This is a genomic window from Photorhabdus asymbiotica (genome assembly GCF_003634575.1).
Lineage (GTDB): Bacteria > Pseudomonadota > Gammaproteobacteria > Enterobacterales > Enterobacteriaceae > Photorhabdus > Photorhabdus asymbiotica.
In genome coordinates this window covers 716,826-742,943 of the sequence record NZ_RBLJ01000004.1, presented here as the reverse complement: position 1 = coordinate 742,943, position 26,118 = coordinate 716,826, and the positions used below count along the sequence as shown (strand labels likewise).

The following is a 26,118-nucleotide window of genomic DNA, read 5'->3' as shown; positions in this document are numbered from 1 at the left end:
AATCAATCCTCTAATTTCGATTTCCATTGATTGAAAAGTCTCAAATATTCTGTATGCGCACTTGTGGCTATGTATTTTCTCCTTGATCGTTCGGCAAACATCCCAAATTGGATAAATCTGTCAACACCTTCAACAGTATTCAAATTAAAATGTCTTCTCAAAAATGGCATTCGGCAAAGCAACGAGATCATTTCTCTAGAAGCACCTGCATCATAGAAGCGCTGAGCAATCTTATGGCTATTTGCTGCCCCCAATATCTCACAATGCTCTCTAGCTAACGGACGGCTCTCAGTATAATGTCGATTGAGATCGAGTTTAATGCGTGTGCCATCCATATATAGCACGTTAATACCTTTTCTGAGCGCAAAGTTAATAGCTTGCTCAACGGTTTCAATTATCGGCTCTCCTTTATCATTAAGGGACGTATTTCCAACCATTGGGATTCCTGTTGCTTGCTTAAACATATGCAATACTTGATAAAGCAGATGGTTCTGTTGTTCACTAATTGTTTGCACTCTAGCAGTATCATTCAAATGCTTGATCACCGGGATTAAATCACGCTTTTCTTCTTTAACCTTAAATGCGTGCAACATATATGGAGATGGATATGCATCATCAAACCAATCACAAATATCTTCCTGCAAAACGATCGGCGCAACAGGTCTCCACCATTCTCGTTGCTTAATATCATTTAAAATATATTTTCCATGCATAAAACGAGGGTCTACCAAAATACTTCGATGACCAAGTGCTCTAGGTCCAATTTCAGATCTACCTTGTAGCCAAACAATAGGCCCAGATTTAATATCACTGACTACTTGTGAAAAATCTAAATTTGATTCATCCACAACAAAACTTTTAAATAATTCACTATTCCTTGCCTGAGTTACATTCAAAATAGGACCATGATAAGAACTATTTAGAGAAAAACGGATCTTTTTCCTACGGCTATAAAATTCCATTAGTGCCGCACCAAAACTAATACCAGAATCATTAACACAGGGAGGAGAACAAAATTCCTTGAAGTTATATTTCTTCATTAAGTAACTATTTGTTGGACAATTTAGTGCAAAACCACCCGTGATTGAGAGAATCGATTTACGTGGATCAATAGCAGCAGTTTGTAATAATTTTCTGATAATTGAATTCATCATCATGGTACAAACCTCGTCAAGAAGTTTGATACACATACTGATCTTCACTTCTTGCTCACTGAAATCCTTAAAGAGATCACCATTTATTCGTGCAACTGTAATGTTATCTGATGCAAATATTTTGTCCCAAGATTCGTTTAAAAAAGATATAGCCGATTCATAAACATCATGAGAGCCTTCAAATAATATTTCTGGTACTTTGATAGTCGACCTAACATCCATCGCAGTCTGCAAGGCCATTAATGATCCCTCTCTTAGACCAAACTTTTCCCGGGCATTGAACCAAAGTCGTCCCGGAGAAAATCTTAACGGCATTACACCTTTAACTTCCCCTTTTTCAAAATAACAAGCTAAATATTCATACTCAAATGGAATTTCATTATCTACCACACGATCAGGACCGCCATCTAAAACCAAAGCAACTATATTTTCATTATTAAACTTATCTGAATCTAAAAATAACCCAGAAAATAGATGACATAAAGTATGGTAAGGAATATTTTTAATGAAATTATTTTCATAAGTCCAATTACCAAGCCCCGGACAACCGATTACTTCAATTATATCATCGAGACAAAGATTATAAGTTGCTAATAGCTTCGAAATAAATTCTTTGGCAGCGTTTACGGAAGCGAAGGATTGATAGTGCTGTTTCTGGCCTGTAAGCCGTTCTAACTCCCAATATTCAACAAGTTTGACACTTTCACCTTCCAATTCCCATAGAGAAATGTTTTGGTCATGCCTATGCCACCATCTTATCTCATTGGATAAACTATCAATATGAATATATGCAGATAAATAAAAACCATCCGGTAACATATAGATCTATAACCTCAATATATTTCTATACCCGTTATCTTTCAAGTAGCATGGCTATGACTATAAAATTACAATTTATTTAACCAGTCTTTGAATTCTCTATAATCATAACTACTTATTGAAAAATTATTTAAATTATGAATTAATCCAATCATAGTAAAGAAATCAAGTCGTTCGAATTCTTTATTAAAATTATATTTTACTATACCTTTATCAACACTTTTTATATTAGGCACGTTAAAAAGATTATAAGATTTATCTATTACTTCATTTTCAATGAGAAGTTTATCACTCAAGACAGAATTAAAATTTACATTTAATACAGCATTCTTATTGTCAAATTTATCAGATAGTATTTTTTCTAAAATCAAAGTTGCACTATCTAATATTCTTCGGTTAAGCTTTGAATTCGTTTCATTTGCAGAAAAAGATACCGCAAGAATTCCTTGCCGTGATGATTCGCGTGCTGCGGCATAGGTACCGCTGTAAATAACGCAGGGTCCGTAGTTCATTCCCCTGTTGATTCCACTCACAAGTAAATCAGGTTTACCCCAAAAATAATTAGCTAGTCCAATCCCAATTAGGGCACAATCAACAGATGTACCATCAACTTTATACATTTGTGATTCATATTCTGTAAACTGTACATAATTTCGTATATTAATAGCTGAAGCAAACCCAGACATATTTTTACTAGGTGTAACCGAGATCACATCAAAAGCAAGTTTTTTTAAATGGTCGACAAAATCATGATGAAATGGTTCTTCGTATCCGTCGTCATTAACAATAACTATTTTCATATCCAATCTTAATTACGTAAATCAATAAAGTTAATGATATTTTCAGAGGCAATCTATTTATTATAGCTGTAACAAATTATTCGGTGTCTCTAAAATATAAGCAAACTCCAATCCGATTTTACTAAATAACTTGGACTCTAGTTAATCCCTCACTAATTTAATTAGCCTCATGAATGAGTTCTGAACGTAACCATTTTTCCATTGTATTTAAAATTTCATTTTCATGATATTTCTTCGGAGGATACTTAAATAAGAATGCAGACGGCTCCAAAACTGCACCATAAATTTTTTTGTCCCGCGCAAATCCCGCAGCTCGAATTGCGTCAATCGCCACTCCAGCAGAATTTGGGCTATCCTCAACATCCAATCTTGTTTCGACAGAGAAGTTCATTCCTAAACAAGAGGTACCTTCAATTCTTATATATGCAACTTTTCGATCATTTAACATGGAGATGTGATCTGATGGACCAACATTGATTTCCACGTTATCACCTAGCACATCTCTAATTGCATCCGTTTTTGTGAACTTTTTAGTTTTTGATCTGGTACGATCTACCATGTTTTCAAAATCAGTATTACCACCAACATTTAGCTGATATGTTTTAGTAATTACAGCTCCCCGATCAACTAATGTTTGACATATTGAACGATGTAACATTGTTGCACCAAGTTGACTCTTAATATCGTCGCCCAATAACGGTACTCCTGCTTCCTCGAATTGTTTAGCCCATTCTTCCCTCGTAGCCACTAATTCAGGGTTGCAATTTACAAATGCACATTTAGCATCTAACGCGGCTTTTACATATGCTTCTGTGTCTTTGGCAGAGCCCACAGGCAAATAATTAATAAGAACTTCTGTTTTAGATTCGACCAGAACTTTAGAAATGTCCTCGTATGTACGTGTCTTACAATCTGGTTCAATCTCAATCTTCCCAAGTAAGTTTTCTCCTATTCCATCACGGAAAACACCTTGAGAAACCTTAACATTCATCTGAGGAACTTCCTGATAAACTGTTGTCATATTCGGGTATGTTACAATAGCCTCAGCTAAGTCCTTACCAATTTTCAATTTATTCACGTCAAATGCCGCCACAAATTCTATATCTTCGACAGCATAACCACCAATTAGTTTGTTCATTACCCCATTGACTTTATCACGCTTTCCATAGCTCTGAATGACTAATTGAACTAAACTTGAAGCACAATTTCCTACTCCAGCAATAGCTACCCGTATCTTCTTTTGGCTTTTCACACTAACCTCTTTGCTTCACTCATTGTTTTGCTAGATAGATATACCCGTCATCTTTCAAGTTGCCTCTTTGTTGGCTGCACTCACTCACCACGGTCACATAGTTCGCTATGCTCCCGGGGATTCGCTCCCTTGCCGTCGCGATGCATCTTGAAATCCATAGGGTATATTGGGTATATATGACATTGGGGAATTATATAAAAAAGTACGCTACCGCCATTAGGTTATCGGCAACCTAAAACCAAAATAAACAAACCAAATTAATACCAATATTATTAAAAATCCGAATTTAATATATAAGCCATAAATAAGCCTAAATGCGCTCTGACTGAATATATTGGTTAATTCCTTTATACCTGTTATCTTTCAAGTTGCCTCTTTGTTGGCTACACTCACTCACCCCGGTCACAGAGTTATCTATGCTCCCGGGGATTCGCTCCCCTGCCGTCGCGATGCATCTTGAAATCTATTGGGTATAACTTATTATCATCCAAGTACTTCTATTGCCATTCATTAAATTATGATGAAATAAAAATATTTTCCACATGCTGTCATCATTTATGTGACATATATTTTACTTTCTTATGAAATATTGGGTAATAACTATGGTGTTTTCGACCATGCATGTGGAAATTTATTATTTTGCTAAATTAAAACCCCACAAAATATTTACGTGGGGTTTATAAGCTATTAATGATAAGAAATCACAATGCACGCAAGATTGCTTCTACACTTGCCTTCGCATCACCGAACAACATCTGGCTATTGTCTTTAAAGAACAATGGGTTTTGCACACCGGCGTAACCTGTGTTCATAGAGCGTTTGAACACAACAACATTTTGTGCTTTCCAGACTTCCAGAACGGGCATACCAGCAATTGGGCTGTTCGGATCTTCTTGTGCCGCTGGGTTAACGGTGTCGTTGGCTCCAATGACCAGTACGATATCGGTATCAGAGAAATCATCATTGATTTCATCCATTTCCAGAACAACGTCGTAAGGAACTTTTGCTTCAGCCAACAGCACATTCATATGTCCCGGCAGACGTCCCGCAACGGGATGGATACCAAAACGGACCTTAATCCCCTTTTCACGTAGTTTGGCGGTAATGTCATGTACCGGGTACTGTGCCTGCGCAACAGCCATACCATACCCCGGTGTGATAATGACAGAAGTTGAATTTTTCAGTAGCTCAGCAACTTCTTCAGCCGTGGTTTCGCGGTATTCTCCCATCTCCTGATCATCACCGGTTGAAGAACCATCAGTACCAAACCCACCGGCGATAACACTGACAAAAGAGCGATTCATTGCCTTACACATGATGTAAGACAGAATCGCCCCCGAAGAACCTACCAACGCACCGGTGACAATCAGTAAATCATTGCTCAGCATGAAACCGGCTGCTGCCGCTGCCCAACCTGAATAAGAGTTCAACATTGAAACTACCACCGGCATATCTGCACCACCGATAGAAGCCACCAAATGCCAACCAAATGCCAGGGCAATTGCCGTCATGATCAACAGTGTGAACACTTGTAAACCGGTACTTTCCGTTTTCACAAAGGTAATTAGCAATACAAAAGAGATAACTAACGCCGCAAGGTTCAATTTATGACGATTTGGCAACATCAACGGCTTAGAAGAAATTTTTCCACACAACTTACCAAATGCGACAACAGAACCGGTGAAGGTGACTGCACCGATGAAAACCCCCAGGAATACTTCTGTCAAATGGATATTTTCCATCACCGGTTCAACAAAACTATCGTGAGCAATAAAGCTATTAAAACCGACTAATACGGCGGCTAAACCAACAAAGCTGTGCAAGATTGCGACTAACTCTGGCATTTCAGTCATTTCAACTTTATTTGCCAAGCGAATACCAATAACCGCACCGACCACCATCGCTAGAATAACCCAAACAACACTTCCGGTATCTGGCCCGAAGATAGTCGCAATCAATGCAATTGCCATCCCGGTAATACCAAAAATATTCCCACGCTTGGAGCTTTCATGACGAGACAAGCCTGCAAGACTAAAAATAAATAAGATAGCGGCAACAATATATGCCGCTGTAACTACTCCACTCGACATAAATTACCCCTTAGTCCTTACGAAACATTTTCAGCATGCGTTGAGTAACAGTGAAACCACCGAAGATATTAATGCTGGCAATTAAAATAGCGATAAATGAAAAGAAACTGACCCATCCTCCATCACCAATTTGTAATAGCGCTCCAACGACAATAATCCCCGAAATCGCATTAGTTACCGACATTAGCGGTGTATGCAAAGCATGGCTGACATTCCAGACCACGTAATAGCCCACCACACAGGCCAGCGCAAATACAGTAAAGTGAGACAAAAACTCTTTTGGCGCAACATTCGCTAACCAACCAAACAAAATAATAGCCAGTGCCAGCAAACCATATTTTAACCAAGGTGAAGTAGGTTGAGGTTTTGGTTTTTCTGCTTTAACAGGAGCCGGTTTTTCCTTCGACTGGGCAGAAACCTGAATTGGTGGCGCAGGCCAGGTAATTACCCCTTCTTTTACTACCGTCACACCGCGAATAACAACATCGTCAAAATCAATATTGATTTCGCCATTTTTCTCTTTACACAGTAACTTGAGCAGATTAACCAGATTTGTACCGTATAGCTGTGAGGATTGCGTCGGCAAACGGCTTGGTAAATCTGTATAACCGATGATTTTCACTCCATTTGCTGTAACAACCAATTTGTCTGCTTGTGTTAATTCACAGTTACCGCCCGTTTGAGCTGCCAGGTCAACAATCACGCTACCCGGCTTCATAGATTCAACCATCTCTTTAGTGATAAGACGTGGGGCCGGTTTTCCTGGGATAAGAGCTGTGGTTACAAGAATATCAACTTCTTTTGCCTGTGCAGCAAAAAGCGTCATTTCAGCTTTAATAAAAGCGTCGGACATAACTTTTGCGTATCCATCACCACTACCAGCTTCTTCTTCAAAATCCAGTTCTAGAAACTCTGCACCCATGCTCTGAACTTGTTCTTTTACCTCGGGGCGGGTATCAAACGCACGAACAATAGCCCCCAAACTACCCGCTGCACCAATAGCCGCTAAACCAGCAACACCAGCACCAATAATCATCACCTTGGCTGGCGGGACTTTTCCTGCGGCAGTGATCTGCCCGGTAAAGAAACGACCAAATTCATGAGCAGCTTCTACTATTGCCCGGTAACCTGCAATATTCGCCATAGAACTTAGCGCGTCCAGTGACTGCGCTCTGGAAATCCGCGGCACTGAATCCATAGCCAAAACCGTGACTTTGCGATCAGACAATTTTTGTATTAACTCAGGGTTTTGTGCCGGCCAAACAAAGCTGACCAACACACTCCCTTCTTTCATCAATGCAATTTCGTCATCTTCAGGAGCATTAACCTTCAGAATGATATCTGAGTGCCAAATATCATGGCGATCAGTAACTTCAGCACCTACTTGCTGGTAAGCACTATCCTCAAAGCTGGCTAAATGCCCGGCTCCACTCTCAACAACGACATTGAATCCCAATTTCAGCAGTTGTTCCACAGTACCTGGCGTGGCTGCAACACGTGCTTCATTAGTCAGTCGCTCTTTCGGTACACCAATACGCATAATGTCCCCTTTTTAAGGCTTAAGATTAATGACGATTATTGCTTGTTGAGGTCAATTTATCGACTAAATTAACTTTATTACTGCCATTAGCAAAATCTATCAACGAATATTTTAATAACCAACTGAAAATACTATCGATGACTTATCACTAATGAGTAAGAAAAATAGCTAAATAGTATTACTAAAATAAATCGAAATTTTAACCAGGTCATTCGCTATGTTGATGAAAACTTATGGCTCCATATTCTATAAGTTTGTATTTATTCATACTGATAGCATAAATTCGTGGGACATTGGCTATTATTACATGTAATAATTGTGAACTATGCGATACACAACTATGTTCAGCAAGTTATAAATATTTAATGCGCAAGGCGAAAGGATTTTTTTATGAAGCTGAAAACAACGATCATCGCAGTCGCGGTGCTCTCATTAACTAGTATTACCACTGCTCAAGCAGCTCAGGAATTATCCCCGGAGAAAGCAGCAGAACTGAAACCGTTTAAACGTATTACAGTGACAGGTCCCTTTAATGCTATTTATGAAGCTGCCGATGCCGTTTCCCGTCGAGCAGATAAAATGGGAGCAGATGGGTTCTATATCCAGAGCCTTGACGATCTGAATAATAGCGGCAACCTACGCGTTGTAGCCGACTTGTATCACAAAGATGCAGAGAAATCTGACAACTTAACTAAATATCGCCTATTCCGTGGTATTAAAGAATTACCCAAAACAGAAGCCGTTACACTGGAACCATTCGATACTGTGACCGTCAGTGGCTTTTATTCCAGTGAACCAGATTTGAATGAAGCTATTGCAAAAGCAGCAAAGAAAAAAAGTGCTGATTCTTTCTTTATTGTGCGTCAGTTTTCAACCAATGACGGTGGCAATCAAACAGTGACAGCTTATGTTTACAAAGCAGATGCCCCCAAACGCCAAATTCAGGCTGATGAAGCAGTTATCCCGGCTGATTCAGACTCAGGACGTGCTGCACTGGCTGCTGGCGGCGACGTGGCTAAAAAGGTGGAAATTCCAGGTTTAGCCTCTTCAACATCAACCAGTAATTCTGTTGGTCGTTTCTTTGAAACTCAATATTCTAAAGGTGAGCGTTACACCGTCACTCTTCCCGATGGTACGAAAATCCAGGAATTAAATAAAATCAGTGCTGCTCAGATGGTACCTTTCGATTCCATCACTTTTTCAGGTTACTACAACAGCATGACTGATGTTTCCTATGAAGTTGCCAAACGTGCGGCAGCTAAAGGCGCTAAGTATTATCACATCACTCGTGAATGGCAATCTAGTGGTGGAACTTCTACTATTAGTGCAGATCTATTCAAATAACCCATTCAACCTGAGAAAAAGGCACACATGGTAATTATATGTGCCTTTTTTACTGAAGGATAATCAAATTCTTAGCTAGCAGATTCTAGCTTCATACGAATACAATCAATGGCGTTTTGTATCGTCACCATTTCTTCCGCTTCTGAATCATCAATAGTTATCCCGAAACGCTCTTCCAGAGCCATGATCAGCTCAACATTGTCTAACGAATCGGCTCCCAATTCCTCAAATGTCTGTGTGGTAAGAATCTGGGCTTCGGGTATTCCAAGTTGTTCTGCAACAACGCTTTTAACATGATTCTCTAAATTTTCCACGCTATATTTTCCTAATGTACTAATACACGGGGAAACTTATTGTTTCCCCATTTATACCCGTTATCTTTCAAGTTGCCTCTTTGTTGGCTGCACTTACTCACCCCAGTCACATAGTCATCTATGCTCCTGGGGATTCGCTCCCTTGCCGTCGCGATGCATCTTGAAATCCATGGGGTATATACCCGTTATCTTTCAAGTTGCCTCTTTGTTGGCTGCACTCACTCACCCCGGTTACAGAGTTATTTATGCTCCCGGGGATTCGCTCCCTTGCCGTCGCGATGCACCTTGAAATCCATTTAGTATGTCATTGATAATATTATATATTTACACAACAGTTAGGTGCATGAACGCCCCGGAGAATCGGGCACTTTCAGGGATATAACATAAAAGACGCTGATCTTTTTTCAGTTTACCCGAATTAATAAGTTCATCCAGCATGATATAAATAGAAACCGATCCAGTATTCCCTTTAGTCGTTAAGTTAGTAAACCAACGGTCCTGATCAATACTGAAATTAATATCATCAAGACCTGCTGACATTTTCATGCGGAAATATTCAGATGATATATGAGGTAAGAACCAATCAATGGAATCTGCTGATAAATTACGCTTCTCTACACTTCTTCTCAAAGGTTCACTAAGCGTATATTTAACAACCCGCTCATTTAAGTGTCTAACATCTTGTTTGATACAGAAAACAGAATAGGCAAGCCAATCAGCCGGATTCATTTGTGCCCAACCTTTTAAACTGCCATCCGCTAATTTTTCTGCACCAGCATACATACATGTATCTAGCTCATTTGCAAAAGAGTACGTGTCTATCCAATCAATTCGTAACGAAATACCATCAGCCCGTGGTTTATTTTCAAGCAAAACAGCACCAGCGCCATCAGAAAGCATCCAACGCAGAAAATCTTTCTCAAAAGCAATTTCAGGACGCAGTTCCAATTCTGCAACCCGAGTTTCACTTTCATTTTGGAAGTTACGCGCATGCAGTACAGATGAACTTATTTCCGATGCTGCGGCCACCGCATTACTTGTCGTTCCCGAGAGAACAGACAAATAAGCATATTTCATCGCTGTCATGCCCACAAGACAAGAGCCTGAAGTTGAAACAATTTCACAAGGTTCATTCTTCAGTTCACCATGAACCATAACGGCATGACCCGGTATGATCTGATCTGGGATAGCAGAACCTGCTGCCAGACTTTGCATATCATCTAAAGAAAAGTGTTCATCAACCAAACCTTTTACTGCTTCAGCCGCTAATTGGGCACTTGAGTAGGTTGCCTCACCCGTTTCCGGGTCCAGTGCATAATGGCGATACTTGATACCATTATTACGCAGTACTATATGACGAGATCTTGATGGTTTGTTATTAACAAAACCAAGGACAGATTCCATTGTATCATTATCTATTGGGTTTCCCGGCATAAAAGCGGAAACTTTAGTGATATAAACGTTATTACTCATTTACTTATCTATCTCCTTTATTATCATAGCGGGCAGAACCAGATGGTTGTTCATAGTATTTTTGTAATTCATTAAGACGTTTTTTAAGCAATACTGTAAGTAAACGGCGAATAACCATTGAAATGGGCAAAACAACCAACACCATTAATACCAAATAGATCACAAACAAAGTCAATAAAGAACGCCTTACCCATTTTCCCCTCTTGCCTACACGGTAAATAAACCCGGACCAAAATCCAAATCCCCGATGTATAGCATGTTCACCGAAAATCAAAGATTGGTCGACAGACACCGCCCCTAAGCCTTTCAACATTGGGGCATCAACTTTCTCTTTATCCTCTTTAAGTGCTATTAGCAACGCATCCCCAAAACGTTTAGCTCCTTGAATATCTTCCTTTGACACTCCTGCTGGCGGCAAACTAGAAATCGGTTGTTTTTTTCCTGTCATTAACCACATAGGGGTTGTGAACAATGTGATAAAAAAATTCACTTTATCAATAAAGGCCACGTTGTCGCGTAAATACGCGCCATTTTCATGCAAGAGTTTTTTGACCGTTTCTTGAGCCATCAACCACAGGTTTCGGCAAGCAACAACCGTTACTACCGGTTTGCCATTAAGTAGCCGTTTTCCCTCTTTACTCTTAAGGAACGCGACTATTGGAGGAGATGGAGATGAAAACCAAACCTGATAGCCTAATATCACTAAGTCAAAAGGTTCTTCGTCTTCCAGATGTAAAGGAGCTATTTCAGGTGAATGCAACTGCACTGTTTCTGGAAAAGCATCAACAAATTCAGAAAACGACCAGGGAAATGGGAATTCTGGAATCGGTTTCACAATAACTTCACGAATGTATATTTCATCCGATTCATGCAGAGGTGCAATTAAGTTTTTTATCACCTCGTTCAATTGACCACTTTGAGAATATGACACCACCAGAACACGTTTCATATGTTCTAACCTTTATGGGTATTTAATACTGAGCCACTTATCGGCACCTAAAAGACAATCATTTTAATAGCAAATATCCCCTAACTACCCGGAATTTTTTTTTGGCATATGTACATATAATCATTCCTGAAAATTAAAAACATATACAAGAAAATGGGATAATAAATGACAGATTAATATTTTCACAAACAATATAAATCAAAGTGGTCGTTGTCAACATGATTTTTTTATTTTTATATAATAATAGTTTTATGTCACATTGACGAAAATTAATTTGTCACCTCTAAAAATAGTTGATAAAAATATATTAACTTCAGTCTAAAATTAACAAAATCAATTAAAATCAAAAAAAACTCACCAATAAAATCAACAAGATAATAAATAAAATTGTTTTTTATTTAATCAAAATTAAAATATTATTACCTGGCAATGTTCAATGAATTAATTTGACAAATTGATATATAAACTTGAAATTATTATTTCTCAATAGAAATATTACATAACAAAATAAAAATCAAAGAGGAAAACTATGTCCGCCTCAATCATTTTCATTAAACTTTGATATCGATTGAAAAATTAAAATAAAAAATACTTTATTAGTAATAATAATCAATATTCTTTACACTTATCATTTATTTCTCTTGACACAATAATCAACATTACAAAAATTATTCATATAAGTTTATATCCCCTTCATCCTTCAAGTTTGAGGATGCGTTCACTTGCCGCCGCACTGCAACTCAAAATCTATTGGGTATAAGAGTAAATTATCTAGATAGCATTGCTCTTTAACCATCATCAATCAGTGCATAAATTTTATGGTAATTTGCATAGAAAACCATTGCATCTAACCCACACCCTCCGTAGAATCGCCCTCTATTCTAGGTTTAACCAGTCTGTTTTTCCGTTCTGTACAGCTTGGACGCGATGAAAACCCAATACCCAATTCATCTGTTTGATCAGGGTAATGAACTGGCTAACAATGCAGTTTGTGTCATTTTAGGAACATATCTTTGGAAAAAAAACTAGGTCTCACAGCGCTTACTGCCCTGGTACTCAGCTCTATGGTCGGTGCTGGTGTTTTCAGCCTACCGCAGAATATGGCCGAAGTTGCCAGCCCAGCAGCGTTAATAATCGGTTGGGGAATAACAGGTGTCGGTATCCTATTTCTGGCTACCACATTGTTACTTCTCTCCCGCCTTCGCCCAGATCTTGATGGCGGAATTTTCACTTATGCCAAAGAAGGCTTTGGTGAATTAATAGGTTTCTGTTCTGCCTGGGGATATTGGCTATGTGCCGTAGTTGCCAATGTTTCCTATCTGGTCATCGTTTTTGCCGCACTGAGCTTTTTTACTGATAAAGAGGGGGTAGTCGTTTTTGGTGACGGTAATACCTGGCAGTCCCTGTTAGGAGAATCTATTCTACTCTGGTTTGTACACTGGCTGGTACTTCGTGGTGTTCAAACCGCAGCAGGAATCAATAAACTAGCAACAATGGCAAAATTACTCCCTTTAGGTGCTTTCATCATTCTTGCTGCGATAGCATTTAAGATGGATGTCTTTAATCTTGACTTTAAAGGTATTGATCTGGGTGTTCCTGTCTGGCAACAAGTAAAAGACACTATGTTAATCACCCTTTGGGTGTTTATTGGGATCGAAGGTGCAGTTGTAGTTTCAGCCAGAGCGAAAAAACGCGCCGATGTTGGTATTGCCACCATGCTAGCCGTCATCACTGCATTGGGAATATACATATTAGTTACCCTACTCTCTCTTGGGTTAATGCCACGGCCTGAGCTGGCAGAAATACGTAATCCATCAATGGCGAATCTGATGGTAGGACTTGTTGGTCCTTTAGGCGAAATAATTATTGCTGCTGGATTAATTATTTCCGTTTGCGGCGCTTATTTGAGTTGGACAATCATGGCGGCTGAAGTTCCATTTATCGCTTCCCAACATGGCTCTTTTCCAAAAGTTTTTGGTCAGCAAAACAGCAATAACGCACCATCATCTTCCCTGTGGTTGACGAATGGTGCAGTACAACTCTCCCTCATTTTTATCTGGTTAAACGGAAGCAACTACAATTCATTACTGGCAATTGCATCAGAGATGATTTTAGTGCCCTATTTCCTAGTTGGTGCATTTTTATTAAAGATCGCTTTTCGTCGTGGTAATAAAGGATTATTACTGGTTGCCGTTGGTGCCTGTATTTATGGCATATGGCTGCTCTATGCATCTGGTTTAATGAATTTACTATTATCCGTCGTTCTCTATGCCCCAGGTTTTATTGTTTTCTTGTATGCACGCAGTCAAAATTCGCAGAAAAACAACCTTTATCTGGTTGAAAAGCTCGCTATTGTCACATTGCTGATAACATCAATCCCTGCAATCTGGCTGTTAATTAAGTAATCCCATCAAATTCAGGCCATTACTTTCCTGTAATGGCTTGCTATGTTTTCATATAGCAATTTGTTTCGTTTTTGAGCTGTTCTGACATATTTTTTGGTAGTGTATTTAAATGTATGTTGTAACTAATATTGTTAGAGTCACCGGGTCGAATGGTTCTTAACCTCAGTTCTGCTTAAGAACAGAGATTTCAGAAGCACGTAGATTCAGACTCGGTCTTATCGCTTGGAATGTAAATGTGCCGCTTCTATGCGTTTCGTGCATTGACTCAATCATCGGCCTTCTTGCAATCCTTCCTAACGTCCCTCCTGGCATCCTTTCTGCTCCAATTTCTGCGCTATTATCATCAGTACCTCCTCATACTTCGGGGGCTGTTCTGCCCGTCGCCGTAAGATCCTCTTTTAACACGAATCGTTGAATGCTGATTAAGAACTCTCAATACAAGTTAGTGGCGTATTTGCTCAAGTTCTTTCTGGCTCAACCCAGTAGTTTTCATTATTGTTTCACGATCGATACCCATGTCGATCATCGCCCACGCGACTTTCATAATCCCCCGTTTTTCGCCTTCCTGCAATCCTTCCTGACGTCCTTTCTGCTCCAATTTCTGCGCTATAGTCATCAATACCTCCTCATACTTCGGGGACTGTTCTGCCAGCCGCCGGATAAAACCCTCTGGATCGGCGGTATCTCCCGCCTGTAATAAGTAGTTTAGCACGCTTTTTAGCTGTTCATCCGTATAGTAATCATACGCCAGCAGTATAACCAGCTCTTGTAGTAATTCCGCCATATCACGCTGTCGGATATGTTTTTGCACTATTTCCAGTAGCGCGACCCGTTTGTGCGTCAAGATTTCATCATCCGGGATTATCGTCACATCTACCAGCGGGAATGCGCCGGAATAGATTTCCTTCGCCAGGGCCGAAGCATCGAAACAGTCGAGCCAATTGGTACTCCAGGGATACGGCTGTATTTTCCCGTGATAGAACAACACCGGAATGACCAACGGCAATTTTTCATGTCCCTGCTCCAGATGCCGTTGCATTGCTGAAATACTGTAGCGCATTAATCGGAATGCTATCATTTTGTCCGGGGAACTTTGGTGCTCGATCACGCAATACACATAACCTTCACCCTGCGCTGTTTTCAATGAATACAAAATGTCGGAATAATGCGCACGCAGATTGTCTTCAATAAACGACCCTGATTCCAACCGTAATGTATCCAGATCACAAACTGCCCGTAATGTCGCAGGCAAATGAATCTCCAGGAAGTCTCTGGCAGTATCAATATGACTTAAAAACTGTTTAAAAACAGCGTCATGTGGCGTTGGTGTATTTTTTCTCTTCATCGGTGAATGGTAGCATACTTTCTTTTATATTGAAGGAATATTAAGCAAGAAACCAAGCGGACTGAGATGTCTTGAATTTTCTTTGACAAAAACTTTGATCGTATTTCAGATACTTTAATTTCCTTCTTAAGAGAAGTTCAGGTTTCTTAAGTCTTCTACTCGAATCCGATGTAGGAGAAACAAGGCTGCCAGCTCTTAAGGCTGGTAATTAGCGCCGTCCCTGCCAAGAAAATTCGCACCAAAGCAAGCTCGGTTCGAATGCCCTGACAGAGACTGGATTACACTTAGTTATTTGTTCAGTTTGTCGGCCCAATCTGCAATTGCATCTGCTGTCTCGATCGGCTTCTCGGCAGGCAACGCATGGCTAGCCCCTTTGATCACTACAACAGTAACGCGGTTGCCAAACTCGTCCTTTGCCTCCATACGCGACTTTTCAGGTCGAAACGGGTCAGACCCCGCCTGAAGATCGAAGATAGGCGCCGTTCCACCCGCCCACCAATCCTGACTATCGGTCAGCTTATGCGCCGCGGACTGGCTTTTTATGACATCGGCATGCCAACCCTCAAGCCAAGGCGTCGGATCATGGCCTTCTGCGAAAAAGGCAAGCCGAAGCCCCGCTAATCGCGCTTCACGGGTAGATTTCGGATCGCTAATCACAGTAATCGCATCCGAGAGTTCTGCGGGCCAAGATTTCGCGGCTCCTGCCAGAAGCACTATGCCACGCGTCATTTCGGGATAATCCGAAGCGATTGTCTTGGCGATCCAGTGACCATAAGCGTGACCCACCACAATTGCCTTGCCACCTTCCGCCGTAACCACCGCCGCAAAATCGTCGGCAAAATCGTGGAAGGTCACGTTCTCCATCGGACCGGTCGACCCTAGGATTCCGCGCGGCTCGGGCAGAGCAACTCGATAACCGCGCGCCGCTAGTCGATCCGCAAGCGGCGCGAATTCCGCCGTTCCCCGCCCGGTTGAAGCGATCATCATAATCAGAGGTCCCTTACCGCGCACTGAATATTCGATTGATGCCGCGCCATTAGTGACGGTTTTCTGCTCTGCTTCCATGGCCGAAACGGGCTGTGCAACCGCAAACGCACTGGCCAATAAGCCCAATGCAAAGACGAACTGTTTCATTTTTCCTCCCTTACTGCGTTGACGTATACGTTAAAGATTATCCGGACACGCGCTATAGATCCGCCCAAGCCCGATGTTCGCGGCTAAGCCTTATCCTCCCCATTCATGAGGTAGTTTTTCAGCTAATTCGATAATTCTTGAATCCGGTTCTGACATAATTCTCTTAGCAGGAGAATACAACCATAGGACTCCAATATTATACATACTGCTGGAAAGATAATGCTGAAAATCCTGCTTGTATTGAATAGAACACGTTCGAAAGATATTGCAGTTCAAAGCTTATATCTGCAAAAAATTATTAGTCTAGTGAGAAGTAAACAGAAGATCAGATGAGAAATATAAACTTGATTAAGCTATATTTAATACAATCTAAAGAACTTACTTTATCATGTATACACATTCCCAAAAGAAAAAATAACCACATGAAACAATAAGGCCAAGCTAATAAAACAGACAAAAAAAGAATAAACTTTTCAGACCAATACATTAATTGTGATGAAAATCACAATTGATTTTATAACTAATTATTAATTAATAAATATTCTGATTAGCTAGCACAATAGTTTATTCCATATGATAAATTACAATAAACCATGAAAAAAATCCTGTTTAGTCTTTAATTATAGATAAAAATCTCAAATACAGAATATTATCGAGTCATTCTTTGGATTCTTACGAATAAATCGCTATTATCAGCCAAATCTTATCCTAAATAAGAAACTCCAAAGCAAACACTGTCTGGGATATGATTCTTATTATCGGATAAGAACTTTAGATCTTTATATACTGTATTGACATTTATACCCAATAGATTTCAAGTTGCAGCGCGGCGACAAGTAAACGCATCCCCAGAAACATAGATAACTCTGTAACTGGGGTAAGTGAAATCAGCCAACAAAGCAGCAACTTGAAGGATAAAGGGGATATACAGTTTCGATTAAATCAACATTTCTATTTTCCTGACGTAATACTCGTCAGGGTTGGGATCTATTTAAAATGAAAGCTAAACTGATTATTTCATCCTTACTTGCATCTTCTGTATTTATTTCCGTAGCAAATGCAGCTGATGGAAAAATCAACTTTACAGGTAATATCATCGCTAATGCTTGTAAAATCGATACCAATTCTGCAAACCAAAACGTGAATATGGGCACAATTAGCTCAAGTGCATTTAATGGTGTAGACAGCACCGCTGCCGCAACACCTTTCAGCATTAAACTGAGTGATTGCCCACCAGAATACAGTAATGCACAAGTTAAATTTGATGGACAAACAGATGGTAAAAATAGCAATCTTCTAGCCCTATCCAACGATAAAGGTCAAGCCGTCGCTGATGGTGTTGCTATTGGCATTTATGAAGAAGATAGCTCAACATTGATTCCTTTAATCAAGGCATCCAAATTCCAAGCGTTTACTGATCAAAAAACGGCAGAATTGAAGTTTATTGCCAAGTATATTGCAACAGCTCAAACAATTAGTCCTGGCTCTGGTGACGCAGTTGCCAACTTTACTATTGTTTATAATTAAGACAACCAAACTGAGTAACTAAGAAATATGGGCACGGATGCCCACTCATCCCACAAAATAACGTATAAAAATACGATAAAACGGAGAACTTACCGTGCAATACCAACGCTTATTGGCAATGATATTTCTATATATGATCAGCATAAATTTTGCTATCGCAGGCGTCGTCATTGGCGGAACCCGCGTTATCTATGTCAGTGATAAAAAAGAAGCCTCCATTTCTATACATAACCCAGAAAAAGATGCACCTTATCTGATCCAGTCCTGGATTCAGGATGAAAACGATAATACCAAAACGCCCTTTATTGTTACCCCACCGATTTTTAAGCTCACAGCCGGTAATGAAAATATCGTACGCATTGTGAAAACAGGAACTAACCTGCCTGACGATCGGGAGTCACTTTTTTGGCTCAATGTGAAGTCTATTCCCGCCTCGGTAAAATCAGATCAAAATCAATTACAAATTACAGTTAAATCAAAGTTTAAATTATTTTACCGGCCTGTAAATTTAGCAGAAAAATCCAGTGTCGCCTATAAGCAGCTCAAATTCCGAGCAGAAAATAATGTATTAGTTGCTGAAAATCCCACCCCTTACTTTATTTCACTTTCATATTTAAAGGCTGATCAACATGAAATAAAACCAGCAGGAATGATTAAACCTTTTAGTCAACTGAGTTGGTCCCTACCGGTAAAAAACATAAAACAAGTTAGTTGGAAAGCGATTAATGATTTTGGTGGTGTGACTGCCGAAGAAAAAACAATTATTTAACAAAAAAGTTACATTAATGTGTTCTATGTTAGAAAATTAATTATGGAAAAGTACTCACGGCATAAAATTAATAAAAATCCATATCATATTGAATACCCGTGGCGCTTATTACCGCTATTTATAACAATCGGAGTACTCTTTTGTTCTACTCTCGCTTATTCTGAAGATTATTTCAACATTCATGCCTTAGAAACAGGTACTGATTCACCCGAAGATATTGATCTCTCTATTTTCACACAAGATGACTACCCCCCTGGTGTTTACTGGGTAGATATTTATCTTAACAAAGATAAGGTCAATACTAGAAACGTAACCTTTGTTATGATAAACAATAAATTACTCCCTAAACTGACAATTCAACAATTACAGGACATGGGAGTAAAAATTGATACATTTCCAGAATTAGTCAGTTTACCACCAGAAACAGAACTGTCTGATTTAGGCCAATATATCCCATCAGCAAATACAACCTTTAATTTTAGTCAGCAAAGGCTGGATATCAGCATTCCACAAGCGGCATTAAACAACCAGGCAAGAGGTTATGTTTCACCTGAACTATGGCAGCAAGGATTAACTTCATTGTTAATTAATTACAGTTATAGTGGATCAAACAGTTGGCAAGACAATAAATCTGGCTCTAAACAAACCAATTATCTGAATCTGCGAACAGGTGCTAATTGGCAAGCATGGCGCTTGCGTAATTATTCCACCTATACCAGCCGTAATAAGAGTTGGAAAAGTATTAACACCTATTTACAACGGGATATTCATTCATTGAAAGGACAATTAACCTTAGGTGATAGCTTTACATCCTCTCATATTTTCGATGGTAATCAATTTCGTGGCCTACAGTTAACTTCTGACGATAATATGTTACCAGACAGCTTAAAAGGGTTTGCTCCTACTATCCGCGGAATTGCTCAAAGTCATGCGCAAGTTACGATCAGGCAAAATGGCTATATCATTTATCAGACTTATGTCGCACCTGGTCCATTTGTCATTAATGACCTTTTTTCAACCACATCAAGCGGAAATCTGGAAGTTATTATTAAAGAGGCAGATGGTCAGGAGCGCCAATCTATTCAATCATTTTCGACTGTTCCCATCATGCTACGGGAAGGTCGGATTCAATATTCGATGGCACTGGGTCAATATCAATCATCAAATAATCGAGGAAGAGAACCTAATTTTGTCCAAAGTACATTAATCTATGGCCTTTCTAATAATATCACCATCTATGGCGGTACTATTTTATCAAAAGATTATCAATCAATGGCTTTAGGATCAGGCTATAATTTAGGTACATTAGGCTCTCTCTCCTTTGATATAACCCACGCAAATACTGATTTACAATCAAATACAAGTGCCGAAGGGCAATCTTACCGTTTTCAATATGCAAAAGATCTTTCATTAACAGGGACTAATTTTACTCTGGCAGGTTATCGTTATTCAACACGTGGCTTTTATGACTTTAAAGAAGCCAATGATATAGATAATTCTAATAATAGTGACTGGCGTTATCGCACCAATAAGAGAAGTAAGCTACAATTGCATATTAATCAGTCTCTGGGAAATTGGGGCAGTTTATATCTATCTGCTTTTCAGCAAAACTATTGGCAACAAAATGGCTATGAGCGCAGTATCAATGCCGGTTATAGCACCAGTTATAACAACATTAATTACAATCTTAATTACACTTATAACCAACTCCCCAATACGAATAAAAACGAGCAACTTTTTTCATTTAGCATACAAGTTCCATTAGATCGCTGGTTGAAAAATAACTGGGCCTACTATAACCTGAACACAAATAAAAATAAGGATATTTCTCACCAAACAGGTTTAAGTGGTACGGCACTTGAAGACAATAATTTAACTTATAGCTTGCAACAGAGTTACGCAAATCACGGTACTGGCGTTGGCGGTTATGCTCATGCAGAATATAAAGGATCTTATAGTCAGATTAGTGCTGGTTATAGTTATGACCGCCATTCTCGCCAACTGAATTACGGACTTCAAGGCGGAATTGTTGCCCACCCATATGGCATCACTCTTTCACAACATTTAGGTGATACCTTGGCATTAGTCCGGACCGATGGTGCTAAAGGAATAAAGATCCATAATAATGTCGGTATTGCTACCGATTGGAACGGCCTCGCGATTATTCCTTATGTTAGCAGCTACCGAAAAAACCGCATTGCACTGGATACCCATTCATTAGCCGATAATGTTGATATTGATGTTAATGCCCAGACGGTTATTCCGACTCAAGGTGCTTTAGTTTTAGCTAATTTCCAAACCAGAATAGGTCATAGGGTTCTGATAAACCTATATTATCAAGGTAATCCTATTCCTTTTGGGGCAATTGTCACGTTAGAAAAATACCATGAAATTGATGAAACAAACAGTGCGATTGTCAGTCATGAAGGACAAGTTTACCTCACGGGTTTACCCGATAGTGGACGATTATTGGTTAAGTGGGGTTATCAGGATATTCAGGAATGTAATGTCGATTACAAGTTATCAGAAGAAAAACCTTTATCTGGCATCTATATAATAGAAGCTCACTGCAAATAACTATTTTCAGGAAAATACGATGCTCAATATTTACAATAGAATTAAGCAGTTACTCATTATCGCTCATTTATTTACTGGTTTAGCAATCAGTCCCTATAGTTTTGCCGCTAACTGCCAGTTTGACAAAGCATTTAAACCGGAAATTACTCACCTGTCTTTTGGCACTTTATATGTGCCAAGAGATCACGCTATTGGCACAACCATTTATGAATATCGTGCTGATGAATTAGCCAATAAAGGCAATATCTTTTATTGCGATAAAAACGTTAAAACATCATGGGGATATACATCCTATAAAAGTGCAGACTACAACAAAGACGCTATTTATGAATCTGGTGTTCCCGGTGTTGGTATAAGAATAAATACCTGGGGTCCCGGCTATGGTTTAGACTGGTTACCTCGTATTGCTCATGACCCTGTAAGCTGTGACAATTCAAGTCGTTGGTATTGTGGAAATACATGGGGATATCTGACAATTCAACTGATAAAAATAGCACCAACGACAGGTTCTGGTTTTGTTAGAAACGATCAGTTAATTCAAGCTCGAATAAATGATAACGTCGTTCATACCTACCACTTGGGAAATACCCGGATTATTACAAAGAGCTGTTCGCTGAAAGATACCAATATTGTTGTTCCTATGGGTGATATCAAGAAAAGCGATTTTTCTGGTGTTAATAGTACCGCAGGCGGAAAAGATTTTGAGGTTATTTTAGCTTGTGATGATGATGTTAATATTCAATTAATGCTTGATGGAAAGAAAGCAAAGAATAATTTATATCATGTTTGGGCACTCGATCAGGATAATAATCACATAACAGCTTCTGGTGTCGGTATGCAAATCCTTTACAACAATCAACCCATAATTATCCATTCACAAATCAATATCGGCAACAGCTATTCAGGCAGGAAGTTCTCTATTCCTTTACATGCCCGCTATTTCCAAACCGATCGCAATATTACCCCCGGGCAGGCAAATGTGACCGCGACAATGACATTAACTTATCAGTAATAAATTTATCTGCATCAGTTATAGAAAATTTATTTTTTGGCTGATGCCTTTCAGGAGAAATTAAGACTTATGGATATCTAAACTGTCAATCAGCTTTTAACATTTTCCACATTGTAATAATCTCTATGTAATGATTATTGAGATATAAAGAAAAAACCAGCACAATTAAAGCACTGGTTTAGCAATAAAGTATTTTAAATAAAATCATCAAGAATAATGAATAGAATTACTGGATTATTCCTGTTATACGATTTTTATCGAGTCTAATTTTTACAATCTTACTTTGAGCAAAGGCGTCATAAGCGATTTTATCATGTCTCGCAACTGTTTTCTCAATCCCTACACATCCCGCATCATCCGAGTTTAAGCTTGTAAACCAATACCAATTATATCCCCAGCTATCTACAGAAAAAGAATAAACAAATTTTCCTATATACTCACCGTCGGCAGGGAAATATCTTGAACAAGTAAAATCACCCGGAAAAACTCCCTGCCCTATTTTATCAGCCGATGTTTTTTCAGCTGCTATCCCTGTTCCAGCAATCAAAGATAAAAACAATCCTGCAAGAACACTCACTTTTCTATTTATCATAGCAATTCCCTTATTTATATTAAATTAACCTTGCCTAACATCGCTTAGATATTACCCGTACAATATCTGAATACGCTATGTCAAAATAATGACAATTACTGATAATTTAACTCAGCTTAAAGGAGTCTATAAAAACCAACGTGACGTGGTTATCACTATTATTCGAATCTGCCTTTCATAAATTAATTTACAAAAAATTTCTTTTTTTTACAAAATTATGCTTTTAAAAATGTTTATTAAGTTTAAAGTTAAATTTCTTAATATTTACTAATGGAAACAAGTATGACGTGGAAATATTCACAAAGCACTGGCGAGCTAACACATAACGGCTCTTTTATTGCAAAAGGTTATAGTGGTCATGGAGCTGGGATAAATAACCCATCTATGCAGGACGTATATTTAACAGGCCCTATTCCGCAAGGCCATTATAGAATTAACGGATACAATAATCATAAAGGCCCATATACCGTAAAACTCGTTCCAATTTTAGGTACAAACACTTATGGACGGGATGCTTTTAGAATCCACGGAGATAGAAATGACGGTTCATATCATCAAGCTTCTGAGGGTTGTATCGTTATAAACGGGGCAGCATTGAGGAAAAATATTGCTTCATCCAGTGATGATATATTAGTTGTAGTACCATGAAAAAATTACTTCCAACAATAGCTTTAAGCCTTTTAGCTTTTAATGCCTATGCAGCAGGATCATTTAGAACAAATAATCCCTACCCTAACCTGACACCAAAACAAGTTACTGAAAAAGTAAATTCAATGGGAGCAAGAAAATTCGTAATATCAACCTTGCCTAATACTGATGACAGCACATGGGATTACATTTTATCTCATATATCAAGTGGTAATTCTGAATGGTTGAAAATTGTTCCGATATTATCAACTGGAGTCGATGCAGGTTCAGCAGAAGATCTAACAATAGCTGTTGCAACAGCTATACCAAAGAATGCCGCAGTTGTTTTGTCGGTCCTTAATGATGCTAACGTTTCAATTAGCACCGGCTCTGTATGTTCACTGCCATTTTATTCAGGTACCGAAGCAGAATTAAATCAATATATCATCGAAAGTATCAGAGCACTGTATAAATCAAAAAAAGGCGCAAATTGTTTAAAAACGCTTGTTAATACTGTCGGTAAATCAAAAACATTTCAGGAGCACTAATCATGGTATTTAGACATTCCCTTTTCAAGATACAATTCTGGTGGTCAAATGAAAAAACTGATTTTGCTTTTAATGCTGGCATCATTCTATTCACTAGCCGTAGATCGCCATATTATAGCTAAAAATCCATATCCGAATTTAACACCAGAGCAATTGACATTGAAAATAAAACAGCAAGGTGCAAGAGCAGTAATTGCAAATATGCCAGAAGGAGACAACGGAGAATGGGATTATATAACAGATCATATTGCAAGTGGAGATATAGTGTGGCTCAAAGTAGCTCCTCTACTTGTAAAAGGCAGCGACGCCCATTCATCAGAAACGTTATCAACAGCGTTAGCTACTGCATTACCGAAAAACGTAAACGGAGTATTATCTATTCTTGATGACTCTAGTATTTCAATTAGCACTGACTCTGTATGTTCACTACCCTTTTATCAAGGAACAGAAGCAGAATTAAATCAATATGTCGTTGACAGTATTCGTGCACTGTATAAAAACAAAGGCGGTGAAAAATGCTTACAAAAACTTATTTCTACTACTGGTAATTCAAAATCATTTTCTGAAGGAGATTAACGATGGCTATTCCTCTCTATATGTACATAAAAGACGATGGCGGATCAGATATTAAAGGTTCTGTTGATGTCTATGGTAGAGAAGGCAGTATTGAGGTTTTGGGTCTTCATCATAGTGTCAGTATCGCCAATGATGATAATACGGGAAAATTGACTGGAACGAGGAAACATCTCCCATTTATGATTGAAAAAGAAATTGACTCGTCATCACCCTATCTTTATAAGGCACTAACCACAGGGCAAACATTAAAATCAGCAGAGTTAAAATGGTATAAAATAAATGAACATGGACAAGAAAAAGAGTATTTCAATACTTTCATGGAAAATGTAAAAGTGGTTAATATTGTTCCTGTTATGTTCGATATAAAGTATGCATCAAAAGAAAAATTCAATCATATGGAAATCGTTGAACTTCGCTACGAAAAAATCATCTGGAAGTATAATACTGGAAATATAATTCATTCTGATAGCTGGAATGAGAGAGTTTAAATCACATAGAAAAGAAGGCCAAGAAAATGGCCTTTCATTATTATTAGGAAATAACCTTTTACATATCAATAAATCAACAATAATAATTTATTAATTACATTGAAAAATTCGAGATTTATTATATATACTTGGGTGGCTATAGTTATTTTTACATAATTTTCATCGCATCAGGATTATTACCAAGCCCATTCATCTCGTATAACTCTGGAACTATCTCCCATACTCGTGCTGTCAATTCATCATAGGTTTTGGCTTCGGTTACTAACCCTAATTCATCACATTCAGCAATCCAGACGTCATCATGAGTGACTTTTACAACAAAACTAGTTTGCCGATCACCGAAATGCGCTTTATAAACTGTGTTCATAACTCCCCCTTATCACTTACTACCATTTGGTAATAATAGCCCACACAATAATGTAAGAAAAGGTATTATTTGAGCCACCCTTAACTTAAGGTTAAAATAGACTACTAATTGGTGGTTGCTATAATAGTTCAGATAATTCTATACCCAATAGATTTCAAATTGCAGCGCGGCGGCAAGGGAGCGAATCCCCGGGAGCATAGATAACTCTGTGACCGGGGTGAGTGAATGCAGCCAACAAAGCTGCAACTTGAAAGATAAAGGGTATATATCATATCAGGTATGTCATTGATATAATTAAATTATCAAGAAATAACTTTTTACATATCACGAAATCAACAACAATAACTTATTGATTATATTTCGTCATCATCACTATTAATATGATAATGACTATTTCTTCTATCATCCCCTCATTG

22 protein-coding genes are annotated in these 26,118 nt (G+C 38.7%); 10 read left to right on the top strand and 12 right to left on the bottom strand.

Features of this window, described 5'->3' with window-relative positions; genetic code table 11:
- Positions 1 to 2: 2 nt before the first annotated feature.
- From BDD30_RS19125 to pntA, 5 genes are all read right to left on the bottom strand, one after another.
- Positions 3 to 1,973 (bottom strand): carbamoyltransferase C-terminal domain-containing protein, encoded by a 1,971-nt coding sequence (locus tag BDD30_RS19125; RefSeq protein ID WP_015834530.1) that lies wholly within the window; start codon positions 1,971 to 1,973, stop codon positions 3 to 5.
- A gap of 68 nt (positions 1,974 to 2,041) precedes the next feature.
- Positions 2,042 to 2,773 (bottom strand): 5'/3'-nucleotidase SurE, encoded by a 732-nt coding sequence (locus BDD30_RS19120; RefSeq protein ID WP_015834531.1) that lies wholly within the window; start codon positions 2,771 to 2,773, stop codon positions 2,042 to 2,044.
- Positions 2,774 to 2,930: 157 nt separating this feature from the next.
- Positions 2,931 to 4,025 (bottom strand): inositol-3-phosphate synthase, encoded by a 1,095-nt coding sequence (locus BDD30_RS19115; RefSeq protein WP_015834532.1) that lies wholly within the window; start codon positions 4,023 to 4,025, stop codon positions 2,931 to 2,933.
- A 701-nt stretch (positions 4,026 to 4,726) separates the two neighbouring features.
- The gene (gene pntB, locus BDD30_RS19110) at positions 4,727 to 6,115 is read right to left on the bottom strand and encodes a Re/Si-specific NAD(P)(+) transhydrogenase subunit beta (RefSeq protein WP_015834533.1); all 1,389 of its coding nucleotides are present in this window, start codon (positions 6,113 to 6,115) and stop codon (positions 4,727 to 4,729) included.
- 10 nt (positions 6,116 to 6,125) lie between these two features.
- Positions 6,126 to 7,655 carry a Re/Si-specific NAD(P)(+) transhydrogenase subunit alpha gene (gene pntA / locus BDD30_RS19105; protein ID WP_015834534.1) on the bottom strand — a complete coding sequence of 510 codons (1,530 nt, stop codon included), beginning with the start codon at positions 7,653 to 7,655 and terminating at the stop codon, positions 6,126 to 6,128.
- 390 nt (positions 7,656 to 8,045) lie between these two features.
- Between pntA and ydgH the strand changes: the two genes are divergently transcribed.
- Entirely contained in the window at positions 8,046 to 8,999 is a 954-nt protein-coding gene (gene ydgH, locus BDD30_RS19100) for a DUF1471 family protein YdgH (protein ID WP_015834535.1), read from the top strand.
- A 71-nt stretch (positions 9,000 to 9,070) separates the two neighbouring features.
- Here ydgH and stlE read toward each other — a convergent pair whose 3' ends face one another.
- The 3 genes from stlE to stlC form a co-directional block, all read right to left on the bottom strand.
- Positions 9,071 to 9,313, bottom strand: a complete 243-nt coding sequence (gene stlE, locus BDD30_RS19095) for a stilbene biosynthesis acyl carrier protein StlE (protein ID WP_015834536.1) — start codon at positions 9,311 to 9,313, stop codon at positions 9,071 to 9,073.
- Positions 9,314 to 9,637: 324 nt separating this feature from the next.
- Positions 9,638 to 10,786: a beta-ketosynthase StlD gene (stlD, locus tag BDD30_RS19090; RefSeq protein WP_015834537.1), complete on the bottom strand. Its 1,149-nt coding sequence runs from the start codon at positions 10,784 to 10,786 to the stop codon at positions 9,638 to 9,640.
- A 4-nt stretch (positions 10,787 to 10,790) separates the two neighbouring features.
- Positions 10,791 to 11,735, bottom strand: coding sequence for a stilbene biosynthesis aromatase StlC (gene stlC / locus BDD30_RS19085; protein WP_015834538.1), 945 nt, complete (start codon positions 11,733 to 11,735; stop codon positions 10,791 to 10,793).
- Between the two features lie 1,013 nt (positions 11,736 to 12,748).
- Here stlC and BDD30_RS19080 point away from each other — a divergent pair.
- On the top strand, positions 12,749 to 14,140 hold the full coding sequence (locus tag BDD30_RS19080) for an amino acid permease (RefSeq protein WP_015834539.1): 1,392 nt from the start codon (positions 12,749 to 12,751) through the stop codon (positions 14,138 to 14,140).
- A gap of 442 nt (positions 14,141 to 14,582) precedes the next feature.
- Here BDD30_RS19080 and BDD30_RS19070 read toward each other — a convergent pair whose 3' ends face one another.
- Positions 14,583 to 15,485 (bottom strand): Rpn family recombination-promoting nuclease/putative transposase, encoded by a 903-nt coding sequence (locus BDD30_RS19070; RefSeq protein ID WP_015834540.1) that lies wholly within the window; start codon positions 15,483 to 15,485, stop codon positions 14,583 to 14,585.
- Positions 15,486 to 15,773: 288 nt separating this feature from the next.
- Positions 15,774 to 16,619 carry an alpha/beta fold hydrolase gene (locus BDD30_RS19065; protein ID WP_015834541.1) on the bottom strand — a complete coding sequence of 282 codons (846 nt, stop codon included), beginning with the start codon at positions 16,617 to 16,619 and terminating at the stop codon, positions 15,774 to 15,776.
- 996 nt (positions 16,620 to 17,615) lie between these two features.
- On the opposite strand from BDD30_RS19065, the gene BDD30_RS19060 reads away from it, so the two are divergent.
- The 4 genes from BDD30_RS19060 (at position 17,616) to BDD30_RS19045 (ending at position 22,504) form a co-directional block, all read left to right on the top strand.
- Positions 17,616 to 18,146 carry a fimbrial protein gene (locus tag BDD30_RS19060; protein WP_015834542.1) on the top strand — a complete coding sequence of 177 codons (531 nt, stop codon included), beginning with the start codon at positions 17,616 to 17,618 and terminating at the stop codon, positions 18,144 to 18,146.
- 94 nt (positions 18,147 to 18,240) lie between these two features.
- On the top strand, positions 18,241 to 18,915 hold the full coding sequence (locus tag BDD30_RS19055; protein ID WP_015834543.1) for a fimbrial biogenesis chaperone: 675 nt from the start codon (positions 18,241 to 18,243) through the stop codon (positions 18,913 to 18,915).
- A gap of 42 nt (positions 18,916 to 18,957) precedes the next feature.
- Positions 18,958 to 21,492: a fimbria/pilus outer membrane usher protein gene (locus BDD30_RS19050; protein WP_015834544.1), complete on the top strand. Its 2,535-nt coding sequence runs from the start codon at positions 18,958 to 18,960 to the stop codon at positions 21,490 to 21,492.
- Between the two features lie 19 nt (positions 21,493 to 21,511).
- Positions 21,512 to 22,504 carry a fimbrial protein gene (locus BDD30_RS19045; protein ID WP_015834545.1) on the top strand — a complete coding sequence of 331 codons (993 nt, stop codon included), beginning with the start codon at positions 21,512 to 21,514 and terminating at the stop codon, positions 22,502 to 22,504.
- A gap of 226 nt (positions 22,505 to 22,730) precedes the next feature.
- Here the strand turns inward: BDD30_RS19045 and BDD30_RS19040 are convergent, their stop codons facing one another.
- Entirely contained in the window at positions 22,731 to 23,096 is a 366-nt protein-coding gene (locus BDD30_RS19040) for a hypothetical protein (RefSeq protein WP_015834546.1), read from the bottom strand.
- A 282-nt stretch (positions 23,097 to 23,378) separates the two neighbouring features.
- Between BDD30_RS19040 and BDD30_RS19035 the strand changes: the two genes are divergently transcribed.
- The 4 genes from BDD30_RS19035 to tssD are packed head-to-tail and all read left to right on the top strand — an operon-like array spanning position 23,379 to position 25,335.
- A complete protein-coding gene (locus BDD30_RS19035) occupies positions 23,379 to 23,744 on the top strand; it encodes a tlde1 domain-containing protein (protein ID WP_015834547.1) in 366 nt (121 codons plus the stop codon).
- Positions 23,741 to 24,271, top strand: coding sequence for a hypothetical protein (locus tag BDD30_RS19030; RefSeq protein ID WP_015834548.1), 531 nt, complete (start codon positions 23,741 to 23,743; stop codon positions 24,269 to 24,271). The genes BDD30_RS19035 and BDD30_RS19030 overlap by 4 nt, the downstream gene beginning before the upstream one ends.
- Before the next feature lie 48 nt (positions 24,272 to 24,319).
- Complete coding sequence (locus BDD30_RS19025; protein ID WP_015834549.1) at positions 24,320 to 24,847, top strand: hypothetical protein; 528 nt, start codon at positions 24,320 to 24,322, stop codon at positions 24,845 to 24,847.
- Between the two features lie 2 nt (positions 24,848 to 24,849).
- Positions 24,850 to 25,335: a type VI secretion system tube protein TssD gene (gene tssD / locus BDD30_RS19020; RefSeq protein ID WP_015834550.1), complete on the top strand. Its 486-nt coding sequence runs from the start codon at positions 24,850 to 24,852 to the stop codon at positions 25,333 to 25,335.
- Positions 25,336 to 25,483: 148 nt separating this feature from the next.
- Here the strand turns inward: tssD and BDD30_RS19015 are convergent, their stop codons facing one another.
- Positions 25,484 to 25,702 carry a DUF1902 domain-containing protein gene (locus tag BDD30_RS19015; RefSeq protein WP_015834551.1) on the bottom strand — a complete coding sequence of 73 codons (219 nt, stop codon included), beginning with the start codon at positions 25,700 to 25,702 and terminating at the stop codon, positions 25,484 to 25,486.
- Positions 25,703 to 26,118 lie beyond the last annotated feature (416 nt).